We start from the raw sequence: 16230 nt of genomic DNA on the forward strand, positions 1-16230 counted from the left end.
TATTTTTCATAATGTATGCACTGTAAAATTTCCTCTTTCAGTTTACCCAGGAGCAAAAATGTAATGAACTATTGCCCATGTTCAAAGTACCCGATCTGAAAAATAGACGGAAGAATTCCGCCTAATTAGAAAATCTCATTAAAACTAGCATAAATAGACGGAGAGATGAGACTGTCGATTAAGTTGTAGTTTCTTCCACTTCTTAATCTTATTTCACATAATTTGTGAAATTTATAGAATTTTTTCACAAACTTTTATTAATTTTTATGTTTTTTCCCTTATTAAGGCCTTCTATTTGTCCTAATTTCCCTAATTTGGGCAGACGGGGGCCTTCATCCGATTCTCGTATTTTTTAAAACGATAAAAGGGCTGGATGGGTTCAGTTAATTTCTTTACCATTATTTTCAAATTGATGACCATGGCCGTCAATTTGGATATGATCCTTAATGATTCCCTCCCTCTTGTTCTTGGTTTCCTGAGTCCATGATGGTTGGCAGCTTCATGATTCGTTCTTTCCACATCGTACCGAGCACTTAATGCACTCTTTCCAGCTCCGGTTTGATTATAGGATTTTCCTTGTTCCATGATTTCATAATAATCACTGATAAAGACGGTTCGACCATTTTCATTGGTTGTACATAGTTTATATAGTGGGCAAGCTTTACAAGTTTTTGCATCGAATTTAAATTGATGCCCCTGATTCGGGTTATTTCGCACTTTTTTAGAAGTCGAGTACCCTAGAGGACAGGTGACCTCATCCAATTTTGCATCATAAACAAACCAATCGTTTTCTAACAATCCCGTTGGGTTTGTATATTTTTGTATAGGAGCGGTCAGTAAAATCTGCATCTCTTGTATTTTCTTGCGATTTTCACCTGTGCCATAGGCCGTATCACCGACGACTTGTTTCGGTACTATACCGTGACGATTGATCACTTCCTCCACCATCGGGGCAAGACGATCTCCGTCCCATTCGTTACCTGGAATGGGTTCAGTATTCAAGATTAATCCGTGTATTCTTGACTCTAAGACTTGGATTTTATCTCCAGTAAACTTCAAGGATTTCGATTTGTATCCACTCCGGATTTCTGGATCATAGGCACTTCGGATACGATCTTGTGGTTTTTCTTTTTTCGATAATTCTTGGTAGTGGAGTGGTTCCTGTTCGGCACCTTCGGGTTTATTCGAAACCATCGGTTTCGTGTTCTCTTGTAAAATTTGATAGAGGGTCGCTTGAAGCTCCAAACAACGAAGCTGCTGTTTAGCTTTCTCCCATGTCCAGAATAAAGGTTGAACCACGTTTGATGTGTTGAATAATTTGAAGGATTCCTTGCTGGATTAAACGGTAAGCCCCCACCTTCGCAATGTTGGCATACGTATGAAAGGAATCAATAAGCCAACGATCATCATCTTTCCCCCATAGCCCTTTTTCCAAAGCTTGGGATAGAATATGGTGATGACACGCATCAAAAAGGGCAGAACCCATGCGATCTCGGTCGAGCCCCAAGGTACTATGATCGAATCCGTTAAAAGCTACGGGTACTCCCAAAAAACGTTTTAAATGAAGATGATAAAGAATGGCCTCTTCCATTTCACGATCAGAGTAATTGTGATAGCGTTGCGCAAAATGAACCTTTAATTTTAAGGAAGGGGCATAAGGACGTTGTCCTTTGGGGGAATACAAAGGCGCACAGAGTTTATCTGCAAAGGAAAAGTCAACCACTTGGTCCACTCGGTTCCAGAAAGGATGGGGAGGAACCGAAGAGAAGACTTCATAATCTGATAAGGTTAACTGACCAAATGTTTTATATTGAATATAGTCCATCACGATCACTCCATACATAAGATATATCTTAATTTTATCGTACATATGGAGTGTAGTGATGAGTAATTTTAAGAATTTAGAAAAAGTATGTGAAAAAGGAGATTTTTTAAGAGTTAATCGACAGTCTCGAGATTCCGCCTATTGACTCGAAAAATAGGAAAATAGGGGATTTTGCTTTGCATAAGCGGAATATCTCCGCTTATTTACCCCTAATTGAGCTCCGTTCTATATTTAACCGGAATATCTCCGCTTATTTTGCCTCTTCTGGATGACAGCTAATCCTAAGAGAAAACCAATAAAAATAATGGTGCCAAAATAACCGAGGACGATACTCCTTAGCTGTCTCTCTCTTTTTTGAAGGAAAAAATAGGGGACTGTCACAAGTTTTGTGTCAGTCCCAGAAAATCAGAGAGATTTTGTTCGTAATATATTGATAGCTATTGTAACCCGTAAGGCTGCAAACCTTCCTTTTTGACCTTAATTCGCCAGACTTCATTTTTCAATGACTCTGTTACATAAAGGTATCCATTATGAAAAGTCAGATTGGTGGTAAAAGTCCCTGCATCCTCAGGCAGGCGAATGGTACCGTATTTAAATCCACTAGCGTCAAGTACGACAACTTCGCCAGCTTGGAAATGGGCTACATAAAGATTGCCCTCCGTATCGACGGCCAAGCCATCTGGACCGATTCCGCCTTCAAATTGACCGAAGACAAATGGTGTTTCACGCGCGTCTTTCGCCTCTTTTGAAGGTACAGAGATAATTCGATTTGTAGCGAATTCAGAGATATAAACACGTTGACCGTTCGCTGAAATCGCAATCCCATTTGGATAAGCAATACCTTCTTGAAAGAGTACTGGTTCTTCACTATTCGGCGGCAGGTAGAAGACACGGCCTACTGGTTTCGTTGCACTGGATCCCATTGGCTCTGTAAAGTAAAGTCCACCAGATTGGTCAAATACGAGGTCATTTAGTCCATTTAAAGGTTGTCCATTGTAAGAATCCACAATTGTGGTGCGCTCTCTAGTAACAGGGTCATAGGCGTAAAGTTTTCCAGTAACATCTGTGATAAAAAGGCGTCCATCCTTGTGAAACTTTGACCCTACAGGGAGGTCCCCTGCATATGTTTCTGCGATTGAAAGCTTATCGTCTTCGACCTTAATAATTTCGCCTGTAGGCGGGCTGACCATCCAAATATTCCCGCTGCGGTCGAAATTAATGCCCTCCATAAATCCACGTCCGACAGCCACCTTTTCCCACTGACTGCTAGGATGGACAATTTCGGAAATAGAATGTCTTTCCTCTTTTGGCACTGGCTTTGTTACATATAACGATTTTGCTCCAACCACTGTAACCGTAATAAGGGAGAGTATGAGTAATACAGTTACTGCTAATGTCCTTTTTTTCACTTTATACATTCCTCCTTTTTTAACCTATAAATTTTCACACAGGGGTAATAGCCTGTATATCGTTTTAATTTATCATAATATTTTGACAATTATAATATAGGGAAATACCTAAGTTTTTTTAAAAATAAGTAGTTTTTTCTTCTATTTAATTGATGTGAATTTTGTTATATTAAGAGTTTTAGGATTATGGGGACGGTTCCGATCGCTTTTTTGGCTAGATTTACCCGTTATGGAAACCGTGAGAACCGTCCCTGTGGTATAGTTGATTAATGAGCGGAAAATAGTTTATATTTATTTGGTATTAATAATAAGAAGGTCAATAGTTTATTTAAAGGTGTGTAAGAGAATGAATATTAAACCGGAGGATCTTCAAAAAACCAAGCGGCCATTATTTGCAGTTATTTATGATAAATTGTATACACTTATTATGGATGGAACTTTTCCTCCTGACAGCAGGCTCCCGACAGAACCGGAATTGGCCAAGCTTTTTGGCGTCAGTCGGATGACACTGCGGCATGCATTATCACGATTGCAGGAAGATGGTTTGGTTAAGAATATCCATGGAAAAGGAAATTTTATTACAAAATTTCATGATAATAAAAACATGACTGGCTTAGAAAAGCTCGGAAACCCTATATATAAATGCCTTTCAGGAAAAATTGATGATGTCGAAATGCAATTTCGAATTGAACTCATAACCGATTACGCCAAGCAGGTTCTAAATCGAAATATGACCGCCGTTGTTGCCATTGAACGTTGGTATAAAAGAAATGATCAAGCCGTAGCCTTTGCTTTTACAGTCATGGCCATTGAAGCTGTATCGGAATTAAATTTAGATTTACAAGATGAGTCACAATTATTAGATATGATCGACAACAAAGTATACGAGCTTGCAAACTCTGCGACCATTGAATTGAAACGTTCGGATTCCATCCCTTCACTAAAATATGAGATACCTAACGATAAAGATTGTGATTTAATCGTTGAAAGTGTATATATAAGTGATAAATATCCTGTTGTTTATAATAAATTCTATATTCCAACAGAATCTAGCCAAATAACCATTAATGCAGCCAGATAGAGACAGTGGTATGGTTTCAATAAATAAGGAGCAATTTCTCATCAAAATCAGGATGGGAAATTGCTTCTTTTTTTGTAACATATTTCTAGTAACAAGGTAGTTGTGAACCAAATGATAGTATGCTATTATTTTTATTGTTGTGATGTATACAAGTTTTTATACAACTATACAATACTTTTTAACTTTAGATGAGTTTTATACAATCAGTTGTAAGCGGAAACAAGTGGGAATTTTTTTGAAAGACTACCAAAAAAGATTAAAAGGAGAGAAAACAGATGAATACAAACGGACATAAAGAAACCGCGCATATCAAACCAAATGGGGTAGAGATTGCTGAAACGATACTTTTGCCAGGGGATCCATTGAGAGCAAAATTCATTGCTGAAACCTATTTAGAGGATGCAGTCCAATTCAATTCTGTCCGAAATATGTTTGGCTACACAGGAACGTATAAAGGGAAAAAAATATCCGTTATGGGAACAGGAATGGGGATGCCGAGTATGAGCCTTTATTCTTGGGAACTAATCCATGTATTTGGTGTGAAAAACTTGATTCGTATTGGTACTTGCGGCGCAATGCAGGATCATATGAACTTATATGATATTGTTTTTGCCATGGGTGCTTCAACAGATTCACGGTACGTACATCAATACAATCTCCCTGGCCAATTTTCTAACATTGCCTCCTTTGCATTATTAGAAAAAGCAAAAAAGGTAGCGGATCAAAAGGAACTTCCCGTTCATGTTGGAAATGTCCTGACAAGCGACATTTTTTATAACGCTGATGAAACAGCTGTGGAAAAGTGGCGCAAAATGGGGATTTTATGTGCAGAAATGGAGACGGCTGGTCTTTATATGAATGCAGCTTATGCAGGGGTTAACGCACTTACGATTTTAACGGTAAGTGATCATATGATTCGACATGAACAAACGACACCGGAAGAACGACAAGTCGCATTCACAAATATGATGGAAATCGCCTTGGAACTTGCTTAAGCGCACGACAATAAGCATTTGAGTACGAAACGAGGCAAGAATGTCACGTAAATGTGGTGCAGTGAATCGTGACCAAATGCCAGACGTATACGATATCGAATTGACCAAAAGAGAGGGAAGCGGCAATGACAACCATTAGCGCAAATGCGAGCATGACGGAAACTCAGGAATATAGTGTGAAGAAAGCTGTGCCTGTGATGCTCCTGTTATTTCTATTATGTTTAATCATTGATAATTCGTTTAAAATTATTTCTACCGATATGGCAAAGGATTTTCATATTTCTGCAACAACAGTGAGCTGGCAGGCAACCTTAGCCGGGCTAGTCATTGGAATTGGAGCGGTGGTTTACGCTGCTTTGGCGGATTCTATAAGTATTCGAAAGCTGTTAACCATCGGGATTATTTTAATTTGTGTTGGCTCTGTAATGGGCTATCTTTTTCAACATTCGTTTTTACTCGTAGTGGTTTCACGAATCATCCAAACAGCAGGTTTGGCTTCAGCTGAAACCTTATATGTGATCTTCGTCACCAAACATTTGCCTGTACATGAACAAAAGAAGTTCTTGGGGTTAAGTACAAGCAGTTTTGCTTTATCACAGGTTATCGGTGCTTTAACGGGGGGATATGTTTCTACGTACTTTCATTGGACAACTCTTTTTCTAGTTCCATTAGTGACTCTCTTCACCCTTCCGTTTATTCTGAAATACCTTCCTAAGGAAGAGACGAAAAACAGTCATGTGGATGTAGTAGGGTTATTTCTGGTTGCCGGCATTGCCGCCTCCCTGCTACTGTATATTACCGATTTCAATTGGGTTTATCTTCTAGTGTTTGTTGCCGCGGGTGCTTTATTCCTTGCTTATATCAGCAAGAATTCAAGAGCATTCATTGGTATAGCATTCTTTAAAAATAAACAGTTTATTTCATTACTCGGCGTTGCTTTCGTGATTTATTCTGTCCAATTAGCCTATATTTTCTTGTTTCCATTTTTGCTTGAAAAGCTTTATGGCTTGAAGCTGGATACGATTTCGCTATTATTGATTCCAGCTTATCTATTGGCTGCGATCGTAGGAGCACTTTCTGGAAAAATTGCAAAGGTACTGGGAAGCAGACAATGTATCACGATTGCCATGACTGGAATTATCGGCAGTTTGTTGTTGGGCGGTTTCTTTGTAAACACCTCCGTCATTATCTTTGTTCTATCGATGATTGTATTTTCGAGTTCGTTTGCGTTCATGTACGCACCAATGCTGGATTCCTGTATTGGAACAATTGGGAAAGATAAATCGGGGACAGCCATTGGATTTTATAATTTAACACTAAATGTGGCGATGTCGATTGGAATTGCCTATACTGCGGCGATGATGGACCATTCCGCAATGCGTTCCAACATTCTTGGGTATTTAAGCCATCCGGATGCTTCCGTGTTTAGTAATATCCTTTTTGTTCTCGTACTCATTACCGCATTCAGCTTATTCCTGTACTGGGTATTGGTTGGACGAAAAGTGAAAATGACTGCTGGGAACTTGTAGAAAAATAGTCTATATAAATGAATACCTAATAATTTCAGCCTCTCATTTGGTTATGGGAGGCTTTTTTATATACCCCTTCAATAAAGGATCGTCAGAATAGAGGTACCATCCAGAGAATTTCCAGTCGGTTTAAAGGGAATTTTATTAACGACAATAATTTTAATAGAAAACTAGTAAAGGTTCTTTCTTAAATGGGTTTGTGGGACTTTTAATCAAACGTCTAAGTGGTATTTTCAAAAGTAGAAATTTATCTGGTTGGGTATTTTTCTAGTTTCTATTGTCAGTTCGAAGGGGCAATCAAAAAAAACATCACTTTTTTACGACAAGTTCCTCTCCTGGAAAACAAGCAAAAACGCTAATAACAAAGGGTTCATTCACTATTTAATCAAACGATTGATTAGTAGAATTGGAGTTAACTAATCGATTGATTAGAATTACATTACGCGCTGTTAATACAGGGTTTGGTGCTCCGCAGTAGAAAGAAAACTATCGAAAAAAGGGTATAATAATAAAGGTACATTTCGGTAAAAAAAGTATTTTCTCAACTAGTCGATAAAAAGATGCTGGGTCCTGCATCTAGGGGCATGAGGGTCCGCTCTTATCGATTGGGGGATCAGGTTAAGCACCCAATCTGATAAATAGACGGAAAAATTCCGCCTTTTGACTTGAAAAATGGTAAAATAGGGGATTTTGCTTTGCATAAGCGGAAAATCTCCGCTTATTTTCTTTTCGTTGGATACTCAATTTATGACAAGACTTCTTATTTAAAAGAAAGTGAGATGAAAACCATCACGAGACGGGTTTTTAAGGCTGATGTGATGCTACGGGTGAGCTGTTTCATAAGTATGTGGTTAATAGTAAGCTAAAAAGAAGCAAAGAATAGTAAAATAAAATCTTAGGAAAAAATAGGCAGGGACTTTAGATGAAAGAACATCAGCAAGCCGATCCTTCCAATTCATCTGTAAATCGAAATGGGCTTACTCCTGAATACATGGAAACGATTCATATGCTAAGGGAAAAATTACTTCATGGGATTCAACTTGGTGACCAAGAATCGATAGCACAATTTGAAAAAGACATATTTAATGAATTGCAAGGAAATCAATTAAACATTCTTAACAGAGTTCCAAATAATAAGGTTCGATCCTATAAAAATATTCTCTTGTCACACAATACCCTTTATAGCTATGCTGCTGAAAAGGGAGGGTTAAGTGCATGGCAATGCCACTTTATCTCAGAAAAATATGCCATCATGATTGAGCATGCCGAAACTTTTTCTGAACTAGATATGATTCATTCAAATATGATGAGAGAGTATTCCGACCCTGCTATTCGTAAATCTAAAAGTAACAAGTTAACCATTGTTGAAAAGGCAGAAGACTATATAGAAATGAACTTTTCAGAGGACATCTCAATGGAGGAAATGGCAGGGAAATTACATGTTCATCCTTCGCATTTGATGCGTGTATTTAAGAAGGAAAAAGGAATCACCATCAGTCATTATCGAAATCTGAAAAGAATAAAAGAAGCAAAAGAATTAATTCTGTTTTCTAATCTTTCCATGACTGATATTGCCATTATGGTTGGGTTTAGCAACCCACAGTATTTTTCCCGATTTTTCAAAGAGATTGAAGGGATCACCCCTGTAGAGTTTAAAAAGAATAGAAAGAAATGACCAACTAGACGCAGGAGAAATCTTGCGTCTATTACCTTTTTTGGATAAAATTTCATGCAATTATAGTGCAAAAACAATGCAATTGTAGTGCAAAAGTAGTTATTTTATTCGATGTATACTTATGAAGTGTAGAGAAAGGGCTTACAAAAAGTGAAGTTAATAAAAATGTAAACGATTTAAATAGGGAGGGAAATTCATGAAAAAGTTTGGAGTAAAAGATCAAGTTGGATATATGCTGGGGGATGTTGGAGGAAGTTTTGTTAACTTATATATTGGTTCTTTCTTTATTGTCTTCTGTACGTATGTTTTAGGTGTAAGCCCTTACTTTATGGGGACGATGTTTTTAGTCGGAAAGATATTCGATGCCATTGTCACTGGAATTATGGGAACCATTACTGACCGTTACAGAATAGGAAAAAGTGGAGATAAATTCTTGCCTTGGATCAGCTTTTCTAAATGGATACTAGCAGCAGCATGTTTAATCGCTTTTGCAGACATCTCTAGTTGGGGATCTACCGCGACTCACATTTGGGTAGTAGCAGCTTATCTATTCTTCTGTGTTGCCTATACTGCTGATGCCATTCCATATGGTTCATTAGCTTCTGTTATCACAAATGATCCTGTTGAACGTACGAAATTATCTCGTGCCCGTTCCATCGGCGGCATGATCGTAGGAGTTGGGTTCTTATCTTTCGTTCCAATGTTCATCTATGATAAAGCTGGAAATATCGTTCCGGAGGCATTCTTCTATATTGCTATTGTATTTAGTATTTTATCATTATTATCCTATACTGGGCTTGTAAAATTAACAACTGAACGTATTCGTGACGAAAAGTCTGTTGGTGCTAAGCCCGATTACGATTTCAAGGATGCATTTAAAGAGGCATTTTCCAACAGACCATTAATCGGTATGATGGTTGCAACTCTCGGTTCTACCTTAATTATTTCAGGCGTTGCTACTTTAGCTGCTTATGTATTTGCGGAATATTACAATATGCCTGGTGCATTTGCGATCAACTCTTTCATTAGCATGGGAATTATCCTTGTGTTATTTGTTGTCATTCCAAAACTTGTAGCAAAGTTCAATAAACGCAACTTGGTTCTTGCTACATCTGCATTCAGTTTAGTTACATCCGCTTTAATGACTTTTGTTACTTTTGAAAATGTATATGTATTTGCGGCATTATACAATATCGCAACAATCGGTTCATCCGTGTTCGTTATTCTTGTTTGGGCATTGGTTACAGACTGTATTGATTATACAGAGTATAAAACTGGAAAGAAAATTGAAGGAACCCTTTATTCCCTCTATTCTTTCGCGCGTAAAGTAGGAATGGGATTAGGAGCAGCGGTTGGAAGTTACTCGTTAGGCTGGGTTGGATTTGTATCTGGTGCAAAATCACAACCACAAGAAGTGGCTGAAGGGATCTTAAAAATGTACACAGGTATGCCGGTTGTCGCATTTATTCTCATTCTAATCGGTGTAGGTTTAATCTTTAACCTAAATACAAAGAGCACAAATGAAATGTATGCGGTATTAAAAGAAAGAAGAGCTTCGTAATAATAAAGAGATTCCAAAAATGATAGGAGAGGTTTACTTTGCGTACTAGATTCCTTTCAAAACTGACGAATGGGGAAGTCGAAGAGTATTTAAATCGAAATGATATTATCTATGTTCCAGTTGGGGTAACCGAAACTCATGGAGCTTTGCCGCTAGATTCTGAAACGGTTTTGGCTGAAGCGATTGCTTTAAAAATGGCTGAAGAGTCAGATGGGCTTGTATTGCACAATTTACCTTATTTCTTTCCAGGAGGAACGATTGTTGGACGCGGAACGGTTCAAATGAGTGTAAAAGATGGAATGGCTTATTTAGATAAGATAGCCAAGTCATTACTAAACCAAGGATTTAGACGACAAATCTATATTACCAGTCATGGTCCAGCTCACATGACAGTCAGTGGTATGGTTCGTGATTTCTTTGATGAAACAAAGGTGCCGATCTTGTATATGGATGTTATAAAAGCAGGTGAAGCAGCCAATTTCAATTTGATGGATTCATTCCATGATATGACCATTGGTGCGTATAAAGTTTTAGGCAGATTAGAGGATGTTCCGTTGAATGTACCAGAATCTCATTCTGTTACCTATGATGTCGGGCATATGTTAGCAGGAATGGGGAAGAATCCTGGTAATCTATTAGGGAAATATGCTTACCAATCCGGCGCAGTGGGCTCTTACTTTAATGAACCATCTGATCATATGGCTACACCACTTTTGAAAACACCTGAACAAAGAGAAACACATGCAGAGGCGGGTGTCCATGCAATTAATGAACTAGTAAAGGCATTGGACATGCCGTCAATCGTTGAAACACTTCGTCAAGTGGATGTTTATACGAAGGATACAATTCTTCCTAAATACGGTGCAAATTTGGGGGTCAGACCCCCACAAGTTTAACGCCGGTAAAGTTCTAAATGAAAAAATACAGGTGATATAATCAGCATATCACCTGTATTTTTTGTTAAAAATTTATGCTTCTATTTTCGTAAAAAATTGCGGCAGGTGTTCTTTGTGTGCTTCTAGCATTTCATCTAGGATTTGTTTTGCTATTTTGTCAGATGGGACGAGCGGGTTGATGGTCATGGCTAGTAGTGCTGTGTTGTAGTCACCTGTTACCGCTGCTTCGGCTGCTACTCGCTCGAAGGATTTGATTTGTTGTACTAATCCTCTTACTGCAACGGGCAGGTCGCCGACGGAGATTGGTTTAGGGCCGTCTTTTGTGATCACACAGTTTACCTCTACTGCTGAGTCCTCAGGAATACTGGCAATGGCACCGTTGTTGCGCGTATTGACAGGTTGAATGTCACGTTTGTCATTGTAAATAGAGTTAATCAGACTGCAAGCGGCATCACTATAGTAAGCCCCGCCGCGTTTTTCTAATTGAGGAGGCTTAATATCGAGCGTCTCATCTTTATAGAGTTCAAACAATTCTTTTTCTAATCGTTGAACGACTTCTGCGCGAGTTCCTTCAGTTTCTGCCTTTTCTACTTCCTCTTGCAGCATTTCATCTGTTTTATAGTAGTAACGATGGTATCCACATGGGATGACCCCTAATCCACGGATAAAGTCAGGCTCCCATGAAAGACCAGAAATGTTCTTCATCGTTAACGCATTGTCTGGATTTGCCATCGCTTCAATCACTTGCTCTTGTACGCTTACTCCATCTACGAATGTATCAAGGCCGTATACCATATGGTTTAGACCAGCAAAGTTCACCTGAACACGCTCTGGCTCTACATTCAATGATTTTGCAATCCCCATGCGCATGCCAATTGGCACGTTACATAAGCCGACTACCTTTTTAATGTTACTGTAACGTAGAATCGATTCTGTTACCATTCCGGCAGGGTTTGTGAAGTTGACTAGCCATGCTTCCGGGCAAAGCTCTTCGATATCTTTACAGATTTCAAGAATAACAGGGATGGTACGAAGGCCTTTGAATAAACCGCCTGGTCCATTTGTTTCCTGACCGATCACATTGTATTTTAATGGGATTTTCTCATCCTTTGCACGCGCTTCTAAAAGTCCAACACGAAATTGAGTGGTAACAAAGTCTGCGCCCTTTAATGCTTCTCTTCGATCCAATGTTAAATGGACTTCAATTGGAAGACCTGCTTTTGCCACCATCCGTTTTGCAAGATTACCAACAATCTCTAATTTTTCTTTTCCCGCTTCAATATCAACTAACCAAAGCTCTCTCACTGGTAACTCATCATATCGTTTAATAAAACCCTCTACTAACTCAGGTGTATAACTAGATCCTCCGCCAATTGTTACGATTTTAACGCCTTTTGACATTTAGGAAAACCTCCAGTAATTTAGTTTTTCTTTTCTCCATTTCATTCTATTGGGTGAGGGGGATGGAGTAAATGACCCTGAGGGATTTAGGCAAGGGTGTTATGGAAAGCAACGTGTTACAAATGAGTAACACGTTGTTCCAACAAAATGTGATATGATACTTCCAAAGAGATTTAGGAGGGCGCCAAACCATGTTCTCAAGTGAAATCATTGCTACCTTTAATGAGCTAGAAACTTCTTTATACGACTACATCTGTAAAAATAGTGAGAAGGTCATTTACATGCGAATTCGAGATTTGGCAGATGTAACGCATGTCTCTACATCTACCATTCTCCGTTTTTGCCGAAAATTAAAGTGTGAAGGATTTACGGAATTTAAAGTGAAATTAAAGCTTTATTTAGATGAAAGTGAAGAGAGGAATATTAAAAGTACGCAGTACAGCCTTTCAGAATTTGTGGAAAGGACCTTAAAGGGGAACCTTGATGAGGCAATCAAACAAGCAGCGACAATGATTGTGAAATCTGATAACCTTATTTTTATCGGTTCCGGAAGTTCAGGAATTTTAGCGGAATATGGTGCAAGATATTTTTCAAGCTTAGGAAAGTTTTCTATGTATGTGAAGGATCCTTATATTCCAATCCATGCCAATTATCTTCACAATAGTACAACCATTGCTTTATCCGTAAATGGGGAAAATGGTTTTACGATTGCCCACTTAAATCAGCTTAAAGAAAAAGGCAGCAAAATTATTAGTATTACCAATAACAAACATAGTACCATCGCAAAAATCTCGGACATCAACATATCCTATTACGTCACCGAAGAATGGTACAAAAACTCAAACATCACCACCCAAATACCGGTCGTCTACATACTGGAAGAAACCGCTCGGGAAGTTAACAAACTCTCAGAATAGGACGGTTCTCATGCTTTTTTGTCCAGATTTACCCATTATGAAACCGCGAGAACCGTCCCTATGGTCTGGAGGAAAGGAGCGTTATGTTGAAAGTTAAAAGGATTTTTCAGAATGTTTTGCTTACGTTTAAGAGCAGTATTCGTTATAAGTTAATGGTTTTAATGCTTTTGGCGATGATTCTGCCTTTACTTATTTTAATTGTCTTTTCGATTAATGTTTCGCAGCGAAATTATGAAAGAGAAGTGGTAACTTCCAATGAGTCGAGAATTATTTTAGCGGGGAAGTATATCGATGAGAAATTAAATGAAAGTGATAAACTCTTGTTTTCGAGTCTGCTTGATGAAAAATTAATACCAAGTATTAGCAAAAGCGGTGAGGGAGATACTCCAATGGATTATAATACCCTCGATTATATCCAGGACAAATTGTACTCTACCTATTATCGCAATGACTATATTGATAGTATTTCGATCTATGCGAAGGAAACTCAAAAAGTATATATGTTAAAAGAAGATGAATTCCTTTTGTCAAGTATATCCAATGTGAAGGGGACAAACTGGGGGGAATTAAGAGTTAGTCCTCATTATGTTTTTAATAGTGGGCTGCCACAACAAAATTTCTCTCTGACTCGGAGCATTATACGATTTGAGGATCGTGAAATCGTCGGGGGGATTTCGATTGACATTAACTGGAATGTCGTCGACAGTGTGATTGAAATGTTGAAAACCGAACAAGAAAGCTCCGTTTACTTACTAAACAAAGAGGGGCAAATCATTTATAACCCTAACGGGAAAGACAAACCAACTGTAAATACGGACCAACTCTTCGAACAAATCAATACTAGTGAAAATGAAAACTACTTAAAAACGGATAGTCATTATGTTTTTTTCAAAAAGGCTTTTAACAGTCAGGTAACAATCATGAAAATAATTCCAATGACGATCATTATGGACGGCGTAACAAAGACTTTTGTCTATGGAATCATGATTAGTATTATTTCTATCATTATTACGGTTCTTTTATCCATTTATATGTCATTGAAAACCACTAAGCCAATTATTCAATTAGTGGATGCCATGAAGGAAGTTGGCGGAAATAACTTTGATGTGCACATAAAAACAGACCGAAATGACGAAATTGGGCTGCTGGAAAAGAATTTCACCGCCATGGTTTATCGAATAAAAGAGTTGATAGATAAAGAGTATAAAAGTGAAATTGCTACGAAAGAAGCTCAGTTTAAGGCATTACAAGCACAAATTAACCCTCACTTTTTATACAATACACTCCAATTAGTGGGCGGAATGGCCGTTGCTCGTAAAACCACGAATATTTATTTAATCATTGGTGCACTAAGTGATATGTTTCGCTACATTACAGGGAAGCAAGGAGATTTGGTCAAAATCGCCGATGAAATCGAGCATATTAAAAATTACCTCTTTATTCAAGAGCAACGTTTTGAAGGGAAAGTAGAAATTGATATTTTCGTAGAAGAAGGAACAGAAGAGTATATGATTCCTATGCTGATGATTCAGCCTATAGTGGAAAATGCTTTTATTCATGGATTTGAGCAAAAAACGGGAACCTGGAAATTATCGATTGAGGTCCAAAAGGTTTTTGATGAGCTTGAAATGATTATTTCAGACAATGGTATGGGGATACCGGAAGACCGATTGTCAGAACTGCAACAGCAAATACATCATCAATCACAGCCTTTAAAAACCAAAGGCAGCATCGGCATTTTAAATGTTGCTGCAAGGGTTGAGTTTTATTTCGGTATAGATTCATATTTTGATATTTCAAGTGAAGTTGGAAAAGGGACACAAGTCATTATTCGATTTCCTGCTAGGATGACAAGGGAGGCTACAGCATGATTAAGGTATTAATTGTGGATGATGAGAAATGGACACGTGAAACCATAAAAGAGTTTGGTCATTGGGAGCAGTACGGAATCCAAATAATGGGGGAAGCCGCTGATGGACAAGAGGCGTTAAGCTTCATTGAACAAATGTCACCGGATATTGTTATCACAGATATGAAAATGCCAGGTATTGATGGCCGGGAATTACTTCGAATCGTGGCAGAACGGTACCCACAGATAAAGCTTATCGTGGCGAGTGGTTATGACGACTTTAATTATATGCGACAGGCCATCCTTTCCAAAGTGAATGAATATTTACTGAAACCGATTAATGCCAGGGAATTAAATCTTGCTCTAGAAAAGTGTACAAATGAAGTGAAAAATGAATTAAGGTTTCAATTAAAAAAGTCGCTTTCGTTTGTGAGCAAGGATCTCTCTGCTGTGATCTTAGAGTATAAAAAAACCATCACGTCTTTTTTGGACGAATTAAACCTGGAAGGTTTTGAAAACAGTATGCAGCGTTTTTCCAGCGTACTGCAAAAAGTGGAAGGTCTTGACACTAGTGTCCTGGCTAAAATTGAACATGAAATTCTTTTACTATTAGAAGAACAAATCATCAAAAATAACTGCGATGTCTTAGTAGTGTTTGAACAGAATAAAGACCTGATGAATGAAAGCGGCCATACGCTTGATTCCATCATAAAGAAACATATGGTTCTTGGAAAAAGCTATATCGAGTATATGCTCCATTTGAAAAAAAAGAAAAGTAGAGTAGATTTGGAGGAAATAAAAGAATATATGGATCGGAATTTTACCGATTCACATCTTTCATTGGAGGTTTTAGCTAACAAGTTTTTCGTAAGTAAAGAGTATTTAAGTAAAGCCTTTAAAAGTATGTATCAATGTAATATCACAGAATATATCGTTGGCCGGCGCATGGAACAGGCTAGGAAGTTACTAGAGGATAATGAACTGCAAATCAAGAGTATTGCGGCCATGGTTGGCTATGAGGATGTCACGTATTTTTACCGTGTATTTAAAAAATACTTTAAAATTTCTCCGGGTGAAATGAGGCAAGGTTAA

General features: G+C 38.1%; 13 protein-coding genes. 9 read left to right on the plus strand and 4 right to left on the minus strand.

Annotated features, from left to right (window positions below; genetic code table 11):
• Window positions 1–309 precede the first annotated feature (309 nt).
• The 3 genes from QFZ28_RS04565 to QFZ28_RS04575 form a co-directional block, all read right to left on the minus strand.
• Window positions 310–1299 carry a transposase gene (locus QFZ28_RS04565; RefSeq protein ID WP_307193556.1) on the minus strand — a complete coding sequence of 330 codons (990 nt, stop codon included), beginning with the start codon at window positions 1297–1299 and terminating at the stop codon, window positions 310–312.
• A complete protein-coding gene (locus tag QFZ28_RS04570) occupies window positions 1262–1825 on the minus strand; it encodes a transposase (protein WP_307193557.1) in 564 nt (187 codons plus the stop codon). Before QFZ28_RS04570 ends, QFZ28_RS04565 begins: the two co-directional genes overlap by 38 nt.
• A gap of 437 nt (window positions 1826–2262) precedes the next feature.
• The gene (locus QFZ28_RS04575; RefSeq protein WP_373428042.1) at window positions 2263–3243 is read right to left on the minus strand and encodes an SMP-30/gluconolactonase/LRE family protein; all 981 of its coding nucleotides are present in this window, start codon (window positions 3241–3243) and stop codon (window positions 2263–2265) included.
• Between the two features lie 337 nt (window positions 3244–3580).
• On the opposite strand from QFZ28_RS04575, the gene QFZ28_RS04580 reads away from it, so the two are divergent.
• The 6 genes from QFZ28_RS04580 to QFZ28_RS04605 all read left to right on the plus strand — a co-directional run bounded on the left by QFZ28_RS04580 (window position 3581) and on the right by QFZ28_RS04605 (window position 10971).
• The gene (locus QFZ28_RS04580) at window positions 3581–4315 is read left to right on the plus strand and encodes a GntR family transcriptional regulator (protein ID WP_307193559.1); all 735 of its coding nucleotides are present in this window, start codon (window positions 3581–3583) and stop codon (window positions 4313–4315) included.
• Window positions 4316–4590: 275 nt separating this feature from the next.
• Window positions 4591–5310 (plus strand): purine-nucleoside phosphorylase, encoded by a 720-nt coding sequence (gene deoD / locus QFZ28_RS04585; RefSeq protein ID WP_307193560.1) that lies wholly within the window; start codon window positions 4591–4593, stop codon window positions 5308–5310.
• Window positions 5311–5462: 152 nt separating this feature from the next.
• Window positions 5463–6839 (plus strand): MFS transporter, encoded by a 1377-nt coding sequence (locus QFZ28_RS04590; protein WP_373428114.1) that lies wholly within the window; start codon window positions 5463–5465, stop codon window positions 6837–6839.
• Window positions 6840–7761: 922 nt separating this feature from the next.
• A complete protein-coding gene (locus QFZ28_RS04595) occupies window positions 7762–8514 on the plus strand; it encodes a helix-turn-helix transcriptional regulator (protein WP_307193562.1) in 753 nt (250 codons plus the stop codon).
• Window positions 8515–8710: 196 nt separating this feature from the next.
• A complete protein-coding gene (locus QFZ28_RS04600) occupies window positions 8711–10075 on the plus strand; it encodes an MFS transporter (RefSeq protein WP_307193563.1) in 1365 nt (454 codons plus the stop codon).
• Between the two features lie 38 nt (window positions 10076–10113).
• Window positions 10114–10971, plus strand: coding sequence for a creatininase family protein (locus QFZ28_RS04605; RefSeq protein WP_307193564.1), 858 nt, complete (start codon window positions 10114–10116; stop codon window positions 10969–10971).
• A 72-nt stretch (window positions 10972–11043) separates the two neighbouring features.
• Here QFZ28_RS04605 and QFZ28_RS04610 read toward each other — a convergent pair whose 3' ends face one another.
• Window positions 11044–12372 (minus strand): 6-phospho-beta-glucosidase, encoded by a 1329-nt coding sequence (locus QFZ28_RS04610; protein ID WP_307193565.1) that lies wholly within the window; start codon window positions 12370–12372, stop codon window positions 11044–11046.
• Between the two features lie 191 nt (window positions 12373–12563).
• On the opposite strand from QFZ28_RS04610, the gene QFZ28_RS04615 reads away from it, so the two are divergent.
• The 3 genes from QFZ28_RS04615 (at window position 12564) to QFZ28_RS04625 (ending at window position 16230) form a co-directional block, all read left to right on the plus strand.
• Window positions 12564–13289, plus strand: coding sequence for a MurR/RpiR family transcriptional regulator (locus QFZ28_RS04615; protein ID WP_307193566.1), 726 nt, complete (start codon window positions 12564–12566; stop codon window positions 13287–13289).
• 83 nt (window positions 13290–13372) lie between these two features.
• Entirely contained in the window at window positions 13373–15160 is a 1788-nt protein-coding gene (locus tag QFZ28_RS04620; RefSeq protein ID WP_307193567.1) for a sensor histidine kinase, read from the plus strand.
• Complete coding sequence (locus QFZ28_RS04625) at window positions 15157–16230, plus strand: response regulator transcription factor (protein ID WP_307193568.1); 1074 nt, start codon at window positions 15157–15159, stop codon at window positions 16228–16230. The genes QFZ28_RS04620 and QFZ28_RS04625 overlap by 4 nt, the downstream gene beginning before the upstream one ends.

Source organism: Neobacillus niacini (assembly GCF_030817695.1).
In the GTDB taxonomy this organism is placed as follows: Bacteria; Bacillota; Bacilli; order Bacillales; family Cytobacillaceae; genus Neobacillus; species Neobacillus niacini_F.